The 15,169-nt window shown below is 69.0% G+C and carries 19 protein-coding genes; 8 read left to right on the top strand and 11 right to left on the bottom strand.

Going from position 1 to position 15,169, the window contains the following annotated elements:
- Positions 1-5 precede the first annotated feature (5 nt).
- Positions 6-188, bottom strand: coding sequence for a DUF5302 domain-containing protein (locus AC1DVU_RS08225; RefSeq protein WP_476921953.1), 183 nt, complete (start codon positions 186-188; stop codon positions 6-8).
- Positions 189-225: 37 nt separating this feature from the next.
- On the opposite strand from AC1DVU_RS08225, the gene AC1DVU_RS08220 reads away from it, so the two are divergent.
- Positions 226-642, top strand: coding sequence for an HIT family protein (locus tag AC1DVU_RS08220; protein WP_476921952.1), 417 nt, complete (start codon positions 226-228; stop codon positions 640-642).
- Positions 643-717: 75 nt separating this feature from the next.
- Positions 718-1,929, top strand: coding sequence for an NAD(P)/FAD-dependent oxidoreductase (locus AC1DVU_RS08215; RefSeq protein ID WP_476921951.1), 1,212 nt, complete (start codon positions 718-720; stop codon positions 1,927-1,929).
- Between the two features lie 3 nt (positions 1,930-1,932).
- Here the strand turns inward: AC1DVU_RS08215 and AC1DVU_RS08210 are convergent, their stop codons facing one another.
- Entirely contained in the window at positions 1,933-2,598 is a 666-nt protein-coding gene (locus AC1DVU_RS08210) for a response regulator (protein WP_476921950.1), read from the bottom strand.
- A complete protein-coding gene (locus AC1DVU_RS08205) occupies positions 2,595-4,577 on the bottom strand; it encodes a sensor histidine kinase (RefSeq protein ID WP_476921949.1) in 1,983 nt (660 codons plus the stop codon). Before AC1DVU_RS08205 ends, AC1DVU_RS08210 begins: the two co-directional genes overlap by 4 nt.
- Before the next feature lie 269 nt (positions 4,578-4,846).
- On the opposite strand from AC1DVU_RS08205, the gene AC1DVU_RS08200 reads away from it, so the two are divergent.
- On the top strand, positions 4,847-5,194 hold the full coding sequence (locus tag AC1DVU_RS08200; RefSeq protein ID WP_476921948.1) for a hypothetical protein: 348 nt from the start codon (positions 4,847-4,849) through the stop codon (positions 5,192-5,194).
- A 32-nt stretch (positions 5,195-5,226) separates the two neighbouring features.
- Here the strand turns inward: AC1DVU_RS08200 and AC1DVU_RS08195 are convergent, their stop codons facing one another.
- From AC1DVU_RS08195 to AC1DVU_RS08165, 7 genes are read right to left on the bottom strand one after another with little or no spacing between them, the layout of a single operon-like run.
- Complete coding sequence (locus AC1DVU_RS08195) at positions 5,227-5,625, bottom strand: pilus assembly protein TadG-related protein (protein WP_476921947.1); 399 nt, start codon at positions 5,623-5,625, stop codon at positions 5,227-5,229.
- On the bottom strand, positions 5,622-6,047 hold the full coding sequence (locus AC1DVU_RS08190) for a hypothetical protein (RefSeq protein ID WP_476921946.1): 426 nt from the start codon (positions 6,045-6,047) through the stop codon (positions 5,622-5,624). Before AC1DVU_RS08190 ends, AC1DVU_RS08195 begins: the two co-directional genes overlap by 4 nt.
- Positions 6,044-6,439: a TadE/TadG family type IV pilus assembly protein gene (locus AC1DVU_RS08185; RefSeq protein ID WP_476921945.1), complete on the bottom strand. Its 396-nt coding sequence runs from the start codon at positions 6,437-6,439 to the stop codon at positions 6,044-6,046. Before AC1DVU_RS08185 ends, AC1DVU_RS08190 begins: the two co-directional genes overlap by 4 nt.
- 3 nt (positions 6,440-6,442) lie before the next feature.
- On the bottom strand, positions 6,443-6,604 hold the full coding sequence (locus AC1DVU_RS08180; RefSeq protein WP_476921944.1) for a hypothetical protein: 162 nt from the start codon (positions 6,602-6,604) through the stop codon (positions 6,443-6,445).
- A 13-nt stretch (positions 6,605-6,617) separates the two neighbouring features.
- Complete coding sequence (locus AC1DVU_RS08175; protein ID WP_476921943.1) at positions 6,618-7,532, bottom strand: type II secretion system F family protein; 915 nt, start codon at positions 7,530-7,532, stop codon at positions 6,618-6,620.
- Positions 7,529-8,389, bottom strand: coding sequence for a type II secretion system F family protein (locus tag AC1DVU_RS08170; RefSeq protein WP_476921942.1), 861 nt, complete (start codon positions 8,387-8,389; stop codon positions 7,529-7,531). Before AC1DVU_RS08170 ends, AC1DVU_RS08175 begins: the two co-directional genes overlap by 4 nt.
- Complete coding sequence (locus tag AC1DVU_RS08165; RefSeq protein ID WP_476921941.1) at positions 8,377-9,615, bottom strand: CpaF family protein; 1,239 nt, start codon at positions 9,613-9,615, stop codon at positions 8,377-8,379. Before AC1DVU_RS08165 ends, AC1DVU_RS08170 begins: the two co-directional genes overlap by 13 nt.
- A gap of 159 nt (positions 9,616-9,774) precedes the next feature.
- Between AC1DVU_RS08165 and AC1DVU_RS08160 the strand changes: the two genes are divergently transcribed.
- Both AC1DVU_RS08160 and AC1DVU_RS08155 read left to right on the top strand, forming a co-directional pair.
- Positions 9,775-10,215, top strand: coding sequence for a nitroreductase/quinone reductase family protein (locus tag AC1DVU_RS08160; protein ID WP_476921940.1), 441 nt, complete (start codon positions 9,775-9,777; stop codon positions 10,213-10,215).
- 45 nt (positions 10,216-10,260) lie between these two features.
- Positions 10,261-11,448: a metal-dependent hydrolase family protein gene (locus tag AC1DVU_RS08155; protein WP_476921939.1), complete on the top strand. Its 1,188-nt coding sequence runs from the start codon at positions 10,261-10,263 to the stop codon at positions 11,446-11,448.
- On the opposite strand, the gene AC1DVU_RS08150 is transcribed toward AC1DVU_RS08155, so the two are convergent.
- Positions 11,443-12,456, bottom strand: a complete 1,014-nt coding sequence (locus AC1DVU_RS08150; protein ID WP_476921938.1) for an NAD(P)-dependent alcohol dehydrogenase — start codon at positions 12,454-12,456, stop codon at positions 11,443-11,445. The genes AC1DVU_RS08155 and AC1DVU_RS08150 overlap by 6 nt on opposite strands.
- 98 nt (positions 12,457-12,554) lie before the next feature.
- On the opposite strand from AC1DVU_RS08150, the gene AC1DVU_RS08145 reads away from it, so the two are divergent.
- The 3 genes from AC1DVU_RS08145 (at position 12,555) to AC1DVU_RS08135 (ending at position 15,125) form a co-directional block, all read left to right on the top strand.
- Complete coding sequence (locus AC1DVU_RS08145) at positions 12,555-13,214, top strand: TetR/AcrR family transcriptional regulator C-terminal domain-containing protein (protein ID WP_476921937.1); 660 nt, start codon at positions 12,555-12,557, stop codon at positions 13,212-13,214.
- Positions 13,215-13,227: 13 nt separating this feature from the next.
- Positions 13,228-13,746, top strand: a complete 519-nt coding sequence (locus AC1DVU_RS08140) for a DinB family protein (RefSeq protein ID WP_476921936.1) — start codon at positions 13,228-13,230, stop codon at positions 13,744-13,746.
- 98 nt (positions 13,747-13,844) lie between these two features.
- On the top strand, positions 13,845-15,125 hold the full coding sequence (locus tag AC1DVU_RS08135; RefSeq protein WP_476921935.1) for an HNH endonuclease signature motif containing protein: 1,281 nt from the start codon (positions 13,845-13,847) through the stop codon (positions 15,123-15,125).
- Positions 15,126-15,169 lie beyond the last annotated feature (44 nt).

The raw sequence follows: 15,169 nt of genomic DNA, 5'->3' as shown, positions 1-15,169 counted from the left end.
AGACGTCAGATGCTCTTGCGCCGGAACTCGGGCGACTGCGTCGGGCCGTTGGCGCCGTGCGACTTCTCGCTGCCGTCGTGCTCGGCGCCCTCGGCGGTCGCGTGGTGCTTGCCCTTCTTCTTCTCCAGCGCCTCGCGGAACTTGGCTTTCATGTCGGACTTGCTGTCGGTGCCTTCTGATTCAGCCATACGGTCACCCTATGCCCATCTGTGGTGAGATCGAACCATGACCGAAGGCTGCCTGTTCTGCGGGATCGTCGCGGGCACGACCCCAGCCACGATCGTCCTGGAGACCGACGATGTCGTCGGCTTCCTCGACGTACGCCCGGTGTTCAAGGGGCACACGCTGCTCGTGCCGCGAGAACATCTCGTGACGCTCTCGGACCTGCCCGAGTCCCTCATGGTGCCGCTGCTCGGCACCGCCCAGCGGGTCGCCGACGCGATCACCTCCGGACTCGGTGCTCAGGGCACGTTCGTCGCGATGAACAACGTCGTCTCGCAGAGCGTCGCCCACCTGCACATGCACGTCGTGCCGCGAACCAAGGGCGACGGACTCCGTGGCTTCTTCTGGCCCCGCACGAAGTACGCCGAGGGCGAGGCCGAGGAGTACGCCGCAAAGCTGCGTGCCGCGCTCGAAGGCTGACTTGCCGGTTCGGGTTGTCGAAACCTCTCAACGGGTTCACCCTCGAAAGATCGGGGGCCGACGAGAGGCAAGACGATGGCACCTGACTATGACGCGATCATCGTCGGCGCTCGCTGCGCGGGATCGCCGACTGCAATGCTGCTGGCCCGCAAGGGTCACCGGGTCCTCCTGGTCGACCGGGCGAGGTTTCCCAGCGACACGCTCTCGACCCACATGATCCACCCTCCCGGCGTCGCGGCCCTGCATCGCTGGGGCCTGCTCGCCAGGGTGGCGGCGACCGGCTGCCCGCCGATCGAGAGCTACTCGTTCGACTTCGGGCCGTTCACGATCGCCGGCACACCGCGGCCGTACGAAGGCCACGCCGCGGGCTATGCACCCCGGCGCACGGTCCTCGACAAGATCCTCGTCGACGGCGCCCGGCAGGCCGGCGTCGTCGTGCGCGAGCACTTCAACGTCGACGAGCTCATCGTCGAGGACGGGGTCGTCGTCGGCATACGCGGTCACGGTCAGGACGGTGTGCAGGTCAGCGAGACCGCCCGCGTCGTCGTCGGGGCGGACGGCCGCAACTCGCACGTCGCCAAGGCGCTCGACACCGAGGACTACCACGAGAAGCCTCGCCTGCTGTGGAGCTACTACACGTACTTCAGCGGGCTTCCGGTTGACGGCTTCGAGGTCCACATCCGCCCGGGCCGGGGCTGGGCCGCCGTCCAGACCAACGACGGCCTGACGATGGTGGTCTGCGGCTGGCCGTACGCCGAGTCGGGCACGTACAAGGCTGACGTCGAGGCCAACTTCCTCAAGACGTTCAAGCTCGCGCCGGAGTTCGCCGAGCGGGTCAGGGCTGCCAAACGGGTCGAGCCGTTCAACGGCGGCGCCGTGCCCAACTTCTTCCGCAAGCCGTACGGGCCCGGCTGGGCGCTCGTCGGCGATGCCGGCTACAACAAGGACCCCATCACGGCGATGGGCATCACCGACGCGTTCCGGGAGGTCGAGCTGTGCGTCACCGCGCTGGACGAGACCCTCACCGGGGCCCGGTCGTACGAGGACGCGATGGGCGACTACCAGCGCAAGCGTGACATGCAGGCGATGCCGGTGTACGAGTTCACGACCGACCTCGCCCGACTCGAGCCACCGCCGCCGCAGACCCAGCAGCTGCTCGGCTCCGTCCACGGCAACCAGGAGGCGATGGACGACTTCGTGAGCGTCAACGCCGCGACCCTCTCCCCTGCGGTGTTCTTCGCCCCGGACAACGTCAGCCGGATCATGGGCGCCGCTGCCTCCCGTTGACGGTCAGTCGTCGCGTTCCGTACGTCCGAGGCCGGCCTCACGCGCGGCGATGATGGCTTGGCCGCGCTCGGCCAGCTGCAGCTTGGCCAGGATGTTCGACACGTTGTTGGCCACAGTCTTGGAGGACAGGAACTCCCGCTCGCCGATCTGGGCGTTGGTGAGGCCGGCGGCGACCCCGTCGAGGATCGAGCGTTCGCGATCGGTGAGCTGCGGGAACGCGTCAGCTGCGACCCGCGGAGGTGAGGCGAACCACGATCGCAGGCGGCCCGCCAACGCGGCACCGAAGACCGCCTGACCGGCGCCCGCGGAGCGTACAGCCGCGATGATGTCAGAGCCGTCGGCGCCTTTCAGCAGGTAGCCCATCGCGCCGGCCGAGACCGCGGAGAACACCATGTCGTCGTCCTCGAACATCGTCAGGACGAGGACCGCCGTCGTGGGGCGCGCGGCGACGATCGCGCGGGTTGCATCGATGCCATGCATGCCGGGCATCTGCAGGTCCATGAGCACGACGTCGGGCTCCAGCTGCGTCACCAGGTGGATCGCCTCGTCGCCGTCGCTGGCCTCGCCCAGCACCACGATTCCCTCCGCCGAGCCGAGGACTGCCAGCAGTCCCTGACGTACGAGCGGGTGGTCGTCGACGACCAACACGGTGGTTGCCTCCGCGGTCATGGTGCCGAGCCTGTCATCAATGGCGGGCTCAAGGGGAACGTCGCTCGCACCCTGCCGCCTTGCGCTGTCGCCCCCGCCGACAGCGTCCCGCCGAGCTCTGAGGCGCGCTCCCGCATCGCGAGCACACCCACACCTGCGGTCCAGTCCGTACGTGACTCGCCGTCGTCGGAGATCTCGAGCACGAGGCACCCGTCCTCGACGCCAAGTTCAACGGTGCATCGATGCGCATCGGCATGCCGTACGACGTTGTTGACGGCCTCGACGGCCGTGCGGAAGGCCGCGACCTCCACGGCAGCGGGCAGCTCGGGAAGTCCTGCGCCGTTGACCGCGATCCGCACGGCGCTCCCCTCGGCCAGCCGGTCGACGTGGACGCGTACTGCGCCGACAAGACCCAGGTCGTCGAGCGCGGGCGGTCGGAGTCCGTAGACGATGTTCCGCAGGTCGGCGATGGCCTGCGACGACGCCTGCTTGGCGTGCGACAGGAATGCATCGGCGTCTGGCACGTCAGGCTCTGCCTGTTCCAGCCGTGTACGTGCTGCGTCGATGTTGAGCCCGAGTCCCGTCAGGACCGGCCCCAGCCCGTCGTGGAGATCCCGCCGCAACCGGCGCCGCTCCTCCTCACGGGCGTTCACGAGGCGCTGCCGCGAGTCGAGGAGGTCAGCGGTCAGCGCTTCGGCGTGCACCGCCGCGCCCGACTGACGCGCCAGGTCGGCAAGGACCAGACGGTCCCGCGAGCCGAACTCAGCCTCGCCGCGCCGGGGTGAGGCGACCAGGTGTCCCACGGTCCGGCCCTGGTAGGTCAGCGCCCACCGCTCGACCGGGGCCTCGCCCGGATCACCGTGTGCCGCCAGCAGCTGGTTGTCGCCAGGACGCTCGATCGCGACGTACGGCAGCCGCAGCGACCCGGCCACGGCGTCCACGACCGCCGGCAGCACGGTGCCCGCGCCGGCAACCGCCTCGAGCCGGCGACTCACGTCGCTGAGCGCTCGATAGGGATCGTCGCGCTCGCCGTAGAAGAAGTGGTCGACGAGCCGCTGACTCCGGTTGCGGGCCGGTCCCACCGCCACCGCGGTGACCAGCGCAGCAATCAGGACTCCGGCCTGGTCGGAGGCGAGGGTCGCGCCGACCGCCGCGATGGCGACGTACACGCTGACCAGGACGACGCTGACCAAGGCGTACACAGCCGATCGCCGGATGATCGCGTCGATGTCCCACAGGTGGTAGAACATCACCGGAATCACGAGCGTCGTGACGAACAGCAGTCCGTCGACGATGCCGATGACGCTCGGCAAGACCTCTGCCACGGCGAACGGGAACAGCAGCAAGGACAGCAGCACCCCTCCGGCGCGCCAGCGAAGCTGCTCGCGCTCGATTCCCTCCGCGCGTGCAGCCCGGACGACGACGTGCAGGCCGGCGATGATCCCCAGGAGCACGACGAGCGGGGCACCGACCTGCATCACCTCCGCCACGTCGGCCAGCGGCGTACCGCCGACGAGTGGGTTGTCGAGCACCTGGGGCGAAGCGCCTGGCAGGACCGTGCGCACGTTGGTCGAGCCGAACAGGCCGCCGCACATGACGAGCGCCAGTCCGAGGATCATCAAGCGGTCCAGCACGCGGCCCCACCGCGACGTGATCCGTCCACTCGGGAACCGGACGTTGATGAAGCCCTGGACCGCGATCTGCGTGAACACGAGCCCCGAACCGGAAAGCCCCCACCGCACCAGCGTGCCGGTCTCGCCGTTGTTCACCGCGACATACGCGGGACCCACGGTGATCGCGGAAAGGGTCAACGCCGCAGCGGTGCCCGCCAGCAGCCAGCCGAACGGCAGGTCGGGACGCCTGCTGACGAGGAACGCGCCGACGACACCGTACGAGAGGAGATAGCAGAGCGACTCGACCAGCGAATGGGTTGCCTCGGGATCAGCCTGGTCCGACTGCCCGAGGACGAGGATGTCGACGGTCGCCCCAACAGCCGTCACGAGCAGCGTGGCGACAGCCCAAGCCGATGCATGGCGTCGTGGCGACCATGCATGCTCTGGGGTGAGGGCGATGTCAGTGATGCCGCCACCATGCACCCGCCGCGGCAGCGTTCGCAACGGATTCGGTTCCCGCAGGAGCGGGAGATCCTCCCGGGATCCGGGAGGTCGTCGAGAGAATGTGCTCTGGTTGAGGGAACGCGGCGCGGCCAACCATGAGGGCATCCAGTCACGCCAGGCAGACCGCCCGGCGTCCCACCCTTGGAGGCACCATGAAGTTCCTACGCTGGGCAGCCGTCGTCGTCCTTGCCCTGATGTCGCTGATGAACGTCGGCATCATCCTCGGCGGCGATGAGTCCTTGCCCGTCCTGGCCACGATCGGCGCTGTTGCGCTCGGCCTGTTCGGCCTCGCCGCCGTGTACGGCCTGGCCCGCCGCGAGCCGTGGGGTCGCGCCGCAGCGATCGCCGCCGGCGCGCTCAACGTCGTCGGCGGTGTGATCGCGATGGCGACCGACACCGAAGGCGGCATCGTCGGCGTCGTGCTCGGCGCGATCATCGTCGTGCTGAGCTTCACCGCGACAGACGCAGGGCCCGCGCGGCGTCAGTCGGCCATGGGCTGATCGCTGATTGCTGATTGCTTCGGCTCGGCGGCTCAGTCGCCGAGCCGCAGCTCCGACGTCGCCTCGGACACGATCGTCGTGCGCGACGTCCAGCCCGGTGGCCTGATCGCCATGCTCACGCTGCGCTCGAGGCGTACGTGCACCTGGTCGCCGTCGGTCCTGACCGCGACGACCCGGATGCCGTCGCCGGTGACGTACTCACCGATCAGGCGCCTGGCCTCGGCGTCGTCGAGCCTGACCTCGCCGCGACGATAGAAGGCAGCGCGGCTCAAACCGTCCGCGGCCGCTAGAGCAGCGCCATCGGCCACGTTGTCGAGCTGTTGTCGTTGCAGGAACGCTGCCGACGAGTTGACCACGACGACCGCCAGCAGGCCGAGGAATACGAAGAACCCGATCGTCATGACGGTGATCTGCCCATCGTCGCGCCTCATCGCTCCCTCCGGAACGTTCCGTAGGGCTGGGTATGGGTGCTGTCGACCGTGATGCCCCCCAGCTGGGAGCCGAGCGCGCTGGGGGTCAGCGGCAACGCCTGAGTCGTACGGACGACGACGCGGACCGAGGATCCGGGTTGAAGGCAGTCAGCAGGCGAGGGCAGGCAGGTGATGTGCACGCTGGCCGCTGGGAGGCCCTGATCGTCGAGGGCGACGCGCGCCGCCACTCTCGCCCGCTGCTCACCCGACGCGACGTCTGGCGCCTGGAGGAATGCTCGTGCTGCCGACCGGCTCGCCGTCGAGACGCCGTAGGAAGCTCGCTGGGCGTCGAAGACCGCGACGAGGATGTAGACGAAGGGCACGAGCAGGAGGACCGAGAGCCACACGAACTCGATCGTGGCAGTGCCGTCGTCGCGGTTCACGGCTCGATGTCGCTGACGGCGTGGCCGCGCACGGTGACGGGCACGGACGGTCCGAACAGTCCCAGCGCCGGGACACGGGCACGTACGACGACCTCGGTGCCCGGAACGCCGCCGATCGTCGTGCGGGTCGCGGTCACGTCGTCGGCATAGTGGTCGGCCAGTGCGTCGCGGATCATGCTGCGGGTGCGCGCCGCGCCATCGGCAGGAGTCGCACCCAGCGGCGCCGACGCTCGAGCACCCTCGGACGCGGCGGCCGCAGCCGTGTTGCGTACGTGCAGAACGAGCGCGACCTGGGCGACGCCGAGCACCAGTGGGACGAGCAGCACCATGATCAGCACGAAGTCGACGACGGCTGCGCCCCGCTCATCTCTGGCGCGACCGGGTTGACGCATGGCTCAGCCGCCGACCGCCGAGAGCGCCTGCGTCAGCATCTGGCGCAGCTGCGGACCGGCGACCGCCGAGAGCACCGCCACGATCCCTGCGCTCATCACGGTGATCATGACCCAGCCGGGCACGTCGCCCCGCTCGTCATGGCGAGGTGGTCGAAATAGCCGCATGTGAGTTTCCTTCCTACATTCCTGAGGTCAGATGGAGGCCGATGTAGCCGGGGAAGAACGCAAAGACGATGGTGACCGGAAGGATCAGGAACACGACCGGAACCATCATCGCGACCTCCTTGCGCCCACCTGCCTCCATGAGCTCGCGGCGCCCTGCCTCGCGTACGTCGGCAGCTTGCGCATGCAGGACGTCGACCAGCGGCGTGCCGCGCTCGACCGCGATCGCGAGTCCCTCGGCGAACCGCGCGACGCTCGTGACACCAGTGCGAGCGGCGAGCCCGTCGAATGCTTGTGCCATCGGAGTTCCGGTGCGGATGTCGGCAACAACCCGCGCGAGCTCGTCCGAGAGGGCACCGTGGCAGACCTTCATGATGCGCTCGAGCCCCGCGACCGGACTCTCGCCGGCGGCGACCGCAAGCGCCAACAGGTCGGCCACGACGGGGAACTCGGCCTGCAGCTCCTGCTCGTGTGCAGTGACCCGGCTCGACAGGTTGGTGTCGCACAGCAGGACGCCGCCCACGAAGCCGATGACGCAGATGACCAGCAGGATCGGCACGCCGGCTCCGCGCTCGGACCACAGGAGCGCGGACACGCCTATCGCCGCAGCGAGCCCCGTGACACCCCAGAGTGCCTGTCGGATGCGGAAGTCCTCGAGCGTCATGGTCGACCCCAGTCGTACGAGCCGTCGCGACACGCTGGCGGAGCCACCGATGAGGTCGCCCACGAGCTGGCCGGTGCGGCGGATCGAGGGACCGAACACCGCCTCGACCACGCCACCGGCGCGGCCGGGCACGACGGCGTAGGGATGAACGTCACGCACGTAGGGAGCCAGTCGCTGGTCGAGCGACGGCCTTCTCGTGCGCGCCCAGCCAGACGCGACAAGCAACAGCCCGCTCGAGAGCAGCAGCCCGATCATCGCGCCGGTCACGCCAGGATCCGCTTCTCGGTGGGCAAGCGGCCGATCCAGAGCATGAGCCGGTAGGCGACGACGCACAGCACCGCACCGCTGGCGAGCACGACGAGTCCTGTCGTCGTGGCGAAGCGTTGGACGACGTCCTGCTGCAGGCACATGAACAGCAGGACGGCCCAGGGCGCGGCGACCGCGAGTCTGGCGCCGTTGACGGTCCATGACTGACGCGACTCGAGCTCGCCGCGCGTACGGAGGTCGTCGCGCAGGAAGCCAGACAGTGAGCGCAGCATGCGGCCCAGGTCGCCGCCGCCGACCTCCCGCGCGATGCGCAGCGCCTCGATGACCCGGTCGCCGACCGGATCGGCGAGCCGCGCCTTGAGCAGGTCAAGGGAGTCGTGGAAGCGTCCCGTCGCCTGGTAGTCGCGGCCGAACTGACGGAACGGCGCCCGAAGTCCGTCGGGTCCCCGGTCGCCCAGCTGCATCAGCGCTTCGGGCAACGAGAGACCGGCGCGCACGGCAGACGAGAGGTTGTCGACGGCATCCGGCCACAGCGCGGCATGTTCGCGAACCCGGCGCGAGGCGCGTCCGCGCAGCACCGAGATGGGGAGCGCAGCAGCCATCAGCCCAAAGATCACCCCGATCGCCGGCACACCGGAGGCGCCGGTCAACCCGACGGCGGCCAACACGAACGCGACAGCGCACATCACGACTACCTGGGTCGGAGACACACCCTCGACGCCCGCCCGCGCCAGCAAGTCGGCAATCCGTCCAGTCCGCCTGACGGTGCGGGGAGCCGGTCGCCAGCCCGGCTCGGCGACCGCCCAGCCGATCAACAGCAGGCCCAGGCCCGCCATCAGCCCGATCAGGGCACCCATCGGCCGACCCCCAGTACGTCGTCGAGGTCGATGCCGACCTGGTCGTACGCGTCCCGCCGCAACGGCACCCCATGACCCCGCTCGAGACGGCCGGCACGTCGTACGAAGACCGGTTCGGACTCGATCAGGTCGTTCTCGACCCGCCCGGTGACCGCGACGATCTCACGTACGGCGCGCGAGCCGTCGGGATCGATCCCTGTGTGGACCACGAGGTCGACCGATGCGGCGACTGTCGGCACCACGAACCGTGAGCCGATGTTGTCGCCGGCCAGCAACGGCAGCGTGCACATCTTGACGAGGGCCTGACGTGCCGAGTTGGCGTGGATGCTCGCCATCCCGGGCAGCCCGGCGTTCAGCGCCAGCAACAGGTCGAGGCACTCCGCTGCCCGCACCTCACCCACGATGATGCGCGAGGGTCGCATGCGCAGCGCTTCTTTGACGAGCACCCGCAACGAGATCTCACCCGTGCCTTCCAGCCCTGCCTGCCGGGTCTGCATCGCGACCCAGTCAGGATGGCCACACTGCAGCTCGAAGACCTCCTCGACCGAGACGAGACGCTGCGAGCCGGGGATCGAGGCGGCGAGGCAATTGAGCAGCGTGGTCTTGCCGGCTTGGGTGCCGCCCGACACCACGATGTTGAGCCCGGCGGCGACGCTCGCGTCGAGGAATGCCGCGCTCTGCTCGTTGAGCGTGCCCAGCGTGACCAGGTCGCTCAACGAGTGCGCCCGCGCGACGAACTTGCGGATGTTGACCGCGGCGAACCCGCGCGAGATGCCGTCGAGCACGACGTGCAGGCGGTGCCCACCGGGCAGCATCGCATCGACGAATGGCTGGCTGATGTCGAGCCGACGGCCCGACGAGCTGAGCATCCGCTCGACGAGCTCACGCACCTGTTCGGTCGTGAGGATCGACGATGTCAGCTCGTGCCGGCCGCCGCGAGCGATGAATACCCGGGACGGATCGTTGATCCAGATCTCCTCGACCGAGTCGTCGTCGAGGAACTGCTGCAACGGCCCGAAGCCCGACACATCGGCGACGATCTGGCCGATCACGAGCTCCGGCTCGTCGAGCGAGCGTACGGCGCCGGTCAGGCTGCGGGACTCGTGCTCGGCGATGACGTCGAGCGCCACCTGGCGTACGGATGTCGCGTCGGTGCGTGGGTCGATGCGGCGCTGGCGTACGAGGTCGCGCACGCGGTCGGACAGGGCCGACGTCGACGATTCCACTCCCGATACCTCTTCCCCCGAAGAAGTGACTTGGCAAGAGATAGTGCCGAATGGAGCGACGTTTGGGAAGAGCCTGTCGCTGCTCGCTGTGGAGAAAATCGCTTGACGCGACCACGCACCGGCGGGAACCTCGAGGTGGGCTCGGCACGGAGGTCTCGCGTGAGCAGGTTGAGGCACTGGATGAAGCACACCGGCGGCCAGATCGGCGTGTGGATGTACAAGCGGCTGGACGGCCGGCTCTCGAGCGGCAGCAAGAACGTCCACGTCCTCATGATCACGACACCGGGACGACGCACCGGCGTGCCGCGCTCCACGTGCGTCCGCTACCTCGAGCAGCCTGAGGGTTACGTGGTGTGGGGCACGGGGTCGGGCTCGAAGACCGATCCTGACTGGTTCCGCAACCTCCGCAAGGTGGAGGTCGCGGACGTGCAGATCATGGCGGACCACCTGAAGGCACGTCCCCGCGAGCTCGTCGGTGCCGAGCGCGACGCTGTGTGGCGCGACGTGGTGCTGGCCCAGGCGCCGGGAGTCGAGCGGTACGCCCGCAAGGCCGGACGCACGATCCCCGTGGCGGTGCTGGAGCCGGTGGACGCCCGATGATGTGCAGGCCTACCCAGATCCGTACCGATCCGATTCACTGACCACATGCACGGCTACCGCGCCGACCGGGCGTTCGACGGCGAGAAGGAGCTGCCGGGCGGCGCGCTCGTGCTGGTCGAGGACGGGCGCATCATCGGAGTCGAGCCGGCGGATGCGCCGGTGCCCGACGGCTGCGAGGTGACGTACGAGCGGGGCACGACGCTGCTGCCCGGACTGATCGACGCGCACGTGCACCTGTGCGCCGATGGTGGTCCGAACGCGCTGGACCGCATACCGGGGTTCAGCCCGGACGAGCTCGACGCCGTCATCGAGGAGTCGCTGCGGGTCCACCTGCGCACCGGCGTGACCGCGGTGCGGGACCTCGGTGACCACCACTGGGCGGTCGTCGACAAGTACCGGAACCGAGCCGAGGGTCCGACCGTCGTGGCCGCCGGACCGCCGATCACGAGCGTCGGCGGACATTGTGCGTCGATGGGTGGTGAGGCGAGCGGCGTTGACGAGCTCCGCGCGGCCGTGCGCGAGAGGGCGGAGCGCGGCGCCGACCTCGTCAAGATCATGACGAGCGGCGGCGTCATGACCCCCGGCACCGATGTGATGACCTGCCAGTTCACGGACGAAGAGCTCCGCGCCGTGGTCGACGAGGCGCACGCGATGAGCCTCGCAGTGACCGCCCACGCACACGGTGTGCCGTCCGTACGCCAGTCGATCGCCGCCGGTGTCGACGGCATCGAGCACTGCTCGTGTCTGGTGCCCAACGGGGTGCACACGCCGCCCGCCGTCGTCGAGGCGCTCGTCGCCAACGACATCGTGGTGTGCCCAACACTCGGCTCCGACCTCCGTGCCACCGGCGGAGTCCTGCCACCACAGGTCGTCGCGTTGATGGAGCGCGCGGGCATCACGGTCGAGATGCGTCTGGCGCAGGTGTCCGAGCTGGTGGCGGGCGGCGTCAGGCTCATCAGCGGCGGCGACTCGGGCATCAACCCGGCCAAGCACCACGCCCTCCTGCCGATCTCGATCGGCGACCTGGTGAAGTGCGACCTCTCCCCTGCCGCAGCACTCACGAGCGCGACGACGGCTGCCGCCGAGGCGATCGGCCTCGGCGAACGCACCGGAAGTCTGCGCCCAGGGCTCGACGCCGACCTGCTCGTGGTCGACGGCGACCCACTCGACGACATCGCCGCGTTGCACGACGTACGGACAGTCGTCTCCCGCGGGCGAGTCGTCGAGCTATGACGCGGGCAGCACCCTGATGACGAGCTTGCCGCGGACGTTGCCGTCCTCGAGGTGCTTGAGCGCCTCGACGACGCCGTCGAGCGCATACGTACGCTCCACAGCCGGCGTGACGGATCCGGCGACGATCAGGTCAGCGACCTGCTCGAACTCGTCGAAGCGCTCCTTCGACGCCAGCATGACGAACCGCTGGCGTACGAACGGTGAGCGCAGCGCGGCCCGCATCCCCCGGCCGATGCCACCGGTGACGTTGCCGCCGCTCTCTCCGCCGACGAACACGATCGTGCCGGTCGGCGTGAGGGCTCGGCGCAGGCGACGCAGGGGCGTGTTGCCGCCGATGTCGAGGATCAGGTCATAGCGATCCGGGAGGTCTCCCGGCTGGGTGTAGTCGACGACGTGGTCGGCACCGAGCGAGCGCAGAAGGTCGAGCTTCGCGGTGCTGGCGACGCCTGTGACCTCCGCGCCGTGTGCCTTGCCGAGCTGCACGGCGTACGAGCCGACGCCGCCCGAGGCGCCGTTGACCAGCAGCTTCTGGCCGGGCTGGAGGCGACCGGCAAGGTGCAGCGCCTGGTGCGCCGTGCTGCTCGAGACCGGCACCGCGGCGGCCCGCTCGTACGACAGACCGGCCGGCTTGATCGCGAGCTTGCTCTCCTTGGCGGCGGCTAGCTCTGCGAAAGCGCCACGACTGATGCCGAAGACCTCGTCGCCGACCGCGAAGCGGGTGACCTTCGCACCGATCGACTCGACCGTGCCGGCGACGTCGAGGCCGGGCACGCGGTTCTTGGGCCGGCGGAACCCGAAGCCGATGATGCGCATCAGGTAGGGCCGCCCGGTCATGAGGTGCCACGTGCCGCGGTCGACGCCGGCAGCGTGCACGCGGATCAGCACCTCGTCGTCGCCGATCACCGGCACGTCGGCACGCGACACACGCAGCACCTCGGTCGAGCCGTACGCATCCTGGACGACCGCCCGCATCGTGTCCTGCTGCACTGCGTGGTCTGACGTGCTCATGTCTGCTCCTGTCGGTCTCGCTCAAGCGGCGAGTCGCAAACCGTACTAAGTACGGTATGGGTTACAGTGAACCACACAACCGCGCAAAAGGGGAGCCCGTGACCGAACAGGTGAAGTCCAAGCGCATGCGGCTCACCCGTGACCGCGTGCTCCAGCAAGCCGTGGCGATCGCCGACGCCGACGGCCTGGCCGCCCTGACGATCCGGGCCCTGGCGAGCGAGCTGGAGGTCAAGCCCATGGCGATCTATCACCACGTCGCCAACAAGGAGGAGATCCTCGACGGCATCGTCGACATCGTGTTCAGCGAGATCGAGCTCCCCGAGCCCGACGACGACTGGCGGACCGGGATGCGCCGCAGGGCTCAGTCGGCTCGTACGGTCATGGGCCGGCACACCTGGGCGATCGCGCTGATGGAGACCCGCACCAGCCCCGGCCCGGCGACGCTGCACCATCATGACGCCGTCATCGGCGCCCTCCGCAGTGCCGGGTTCTCGATCGCCATGACGGCCCACGCGTTCGCGCTGATCGATGCGTTCGTCTACGGGTTCTCGCTGCAGGAGGCGACCCTGCCGATGTCCGGGCCGGACGATGTCGCAGAGATCGCCGGACCGATGCTGGAGCGCATGTCGCCGATCGACTACCCGCACCTCGTCGAGTTCGCGTCCGAGCACGTCATGAAGCCCGGGTACGACTTCGGCGAGGAGTTCGACTTCGGGCTCGAGCTGATCCTCGCCGGACTCGCCGACGCCGCCGCGTGACACGATCGGGCGTATGACCTGGACCTTCCCCACCCCGACCCCTGCACCCGAGGGCCCGATGACCGGCCCGGACCGTCCGCTGCTCGAGGAGATGCTGGCGCATCACCGCGCGACCTTCCTCAACATCTGCGCCGGCCTCACTCCCGAACAGCTCGCGTCGCGGCCGATCCCCTCGACCAACCTGACCCTGCTCGGCCTGGTGCGGCACCTGGCCAAGGTCGAGCGCATCTGGTTTCGCAAGCGGCTCGCCCAGCAGGACATCGAGCACCTGCACAACTTCGAGGCGCGGGACGACACCGACTTCAACGTCATCGACCCCGCGGACGCTGAGCGTGCAGCGACCGAACTGCTGACGGAGCAGCGAGAGGCCGACCTCGTGGCCAAGGCCCTCGACTTCGACGTGGCGTTCGACAGCCACGGCGAGGACATGTCGCTGCGCATGCTCTACATCCACATGATCCAGGAGTACGCCCGGCACAACGGTCACGCCGACCTGCTGCGCGAGGCGATCGACGGGGTCACGAACCGCTGAACGCTGTTGTCCACACCTGGATCCGGGTTGATGGACAGTGTCAGAGGGGTGGTCTAGATTGGGATCAGTCGAACATATGTTCTAGTGATCGGGGGGTCATGGTCGCCGAGCTCGTCCAATCGCCACCACCGTTGGTGGGGTGCCTGGACGCGCTCGATGCCGTGTTGGACTCGATGCCGACGGAGGCGTATGCCGAGCTGGATCCGGCTCTTCAACGGCACGCGGTCGAGCGGTTGCGGCGGTTGAAGGCTCGGGTTGCTGGGCAGGAGCTGGCCGCCGTCCGTGCACTGGATGCCGGGCTGGGTGACAAGGCCCGCACCGGGGAGATGCTCGCGCGCGGGTTCGGGAGGGACAAGTACGAAGCCGACCGCACCGTGCGGGTCGCCAAGACGATGGCGGCCGCCCCCAAGACCGAGGACGCGCTGGCGTCCGGGGAGCTGGCCGAGACCCAGGCCGCGGTCATCGCCGGCGCGATGGCCGACCTGCCCGACAGCGTGACCGCCGACCAGCGCGACGCGTGCGAGACCACGCTGATCGCCGATGCGAAGCGGTACCCGATCAAGGACCTGCGCCAAAGAGCGCTGCGGATCTCCGATGTGTTCAAACCGCCCGCCGAAGCCGCAGCCGACGAGGACGAAGCGCTGCGACAGCGCGAACGCCGGGCCTGGGCGCGCACCGAGATGTGGACCGCCGACGACCACGACGGCACCTGGCGATTCGGCGGCAGACTGACCGCCCTTCACATGGAGATGCTCAAGTCAGCCCTCGACGCGATCGCCGCACCACGGCGCCGCCACCTCACCCCCGAGCAGGAACGCGACCAGGACGAGCTGACCTACCCCCAACGCATGGGCCGAGCATTCGCCCACCTCATCGAACGGCTGCCCACCGACCAACTGCCCACCACCGGCGGCACCCCCGCCGTGATCACCGTCAACATCGACCTCGACGACCTCAAGAACCAAGTAGGCGCCGCCACGCTGACCACCGGCACCCGGATCAGCTCCGGCGAGCTGCGCCGCATCGCCTGCACCCAAGGCATCCTGCCCATGGTCTTCAACGGCGCCTCCCTCCCCCTCGACATGGGGCGCTCCAAGCGCCTGTTCACCCCCGCCCAACGCATCGCGATCGCCAACCGCGACCTCGGCTGCGTCACCCCCGGATGCGAAGCACCCCCAGGGTGGTGTGAAGGCCACCACTGGCGCGACGACTGGGCCCACGGCGCCACCACCAACATCAACGACGGCGCACTCCTCTGCTCCTTGCACCACCACCAAGCCCACGACCAAAACTGGCAATTCCGCCAAGCACCCGACGGCCACATCGAGATCAAACAACCCGGCGGCATCTGGCAACGAAACCGCCGATGGCGACCCTGAGACATTGACGGTTCGCCCTGGGCCCGAGCGGGTACGGCACGGGC

This window comes from Aeromicrobium sp. P2_G6, assembly GCF_056403535.1.
This window is presented reverse-complemented; position numbering and strand designations above follow the sequence as displayed.

Excerpts from the sequence above, each read along its gene's own strand:
- AC1DVU_RS08140 (WP_476921936.1), top strand. The coding sequence starts at position 13,228 with ATGACCTGGACCTTCCCCACCCCGACCCCTGCACCCGAGGGCCCGATG.
- AC1DVU_RS08170 (WP_476921942.1), bottom strand. The coding sequence starts at position 8,389 with ATGGGTGCCCTGATCGGGCTGATGGCGGGCCTGGGCCTGCTGTTGATC.
- AC1DVU_RS08150 (WP_476921938.1), bottom strand. The coding sequence starts at position 12,456 with ATGAGCACGTCAGACCACGCAGTGCAGCAGGACACGATGCGGGCGGTC.
- AC1DVU_RS08225 (WP_476921953.1), bottom strand. The coding sequence starts at position 188 with ATGGCTGAATCAGAAGGCACCGACAGCAAGTCCGACATGAAAGCCAAG.
- AC1DVU_RS08155 (WP_476921939.1), top strand. The coding sequence starts at position 10,261 with ATGCACGGCTACCGCGCCGACCGGGCGTTCGACGGCGAGAAGGAGCTG.
- AC1DVU_RS08180 (WP_476921944.1), bottom strand. The coding sequence starts at position 6,604 with ATGCGGCTATTTCGACCACCTCGCCATGACGAGCGGGGCGACGTGCCC.
- AC1DVU_RS08215 (WP_476921951.1), top strand. The coding sequence starts at position 718 with ATGGCACCTGACTATGACGCGATCATCGTCGGCGCTCGCTGCGCGGGA.
- AC1DVU_RS08195 (WP_476921947.1), bottom strand. The coding sequence starts at position 5,625 with ATGAGGCGCGACGATGGGCAGATCACCGTCATGACGATCGGGTTCTTC.
- AC1DVU_RS08200 (WP_476921948.1), top strand. The coding sequence starts at position 4,847 with ATGAAGTTCCTACGCTGGGCAGCCGTCGTCGTCCTTGCCCTGATGTCG.
- AC1DVU_RS08135 (WP_476921935.1), top strand. The coding sequence starts at position 13,845 with ATGGTCGCCGAGCTCGTCCAATCGCCACCACCGTTGGTGGGGTGCCTG.
- AC1DVU_RS08220 (WP_476921952.1), top strand. The coding sequence starts at position 226 with ATGACCGAAGGCTGCCTGTTCTGCGGGATCGTCGCGGGCACGACCCCA.
- AC1DVU_RS08185 (WP_476921945.1), bottom strand. The coding sequence starts at position 6,439 with ATGCGTCAACCCGGTCGCGCCAGAGATGAGCGGGGCGCAGCCGTCGTC.
- AC1DVU_RS08210 (WP_476921950.1), bottom strand. The coding sequence starts at position 2,598 with ATGACCGCGGAGGCAACCACCGTGTTGGTCGTCGACGACCACCCGCTC.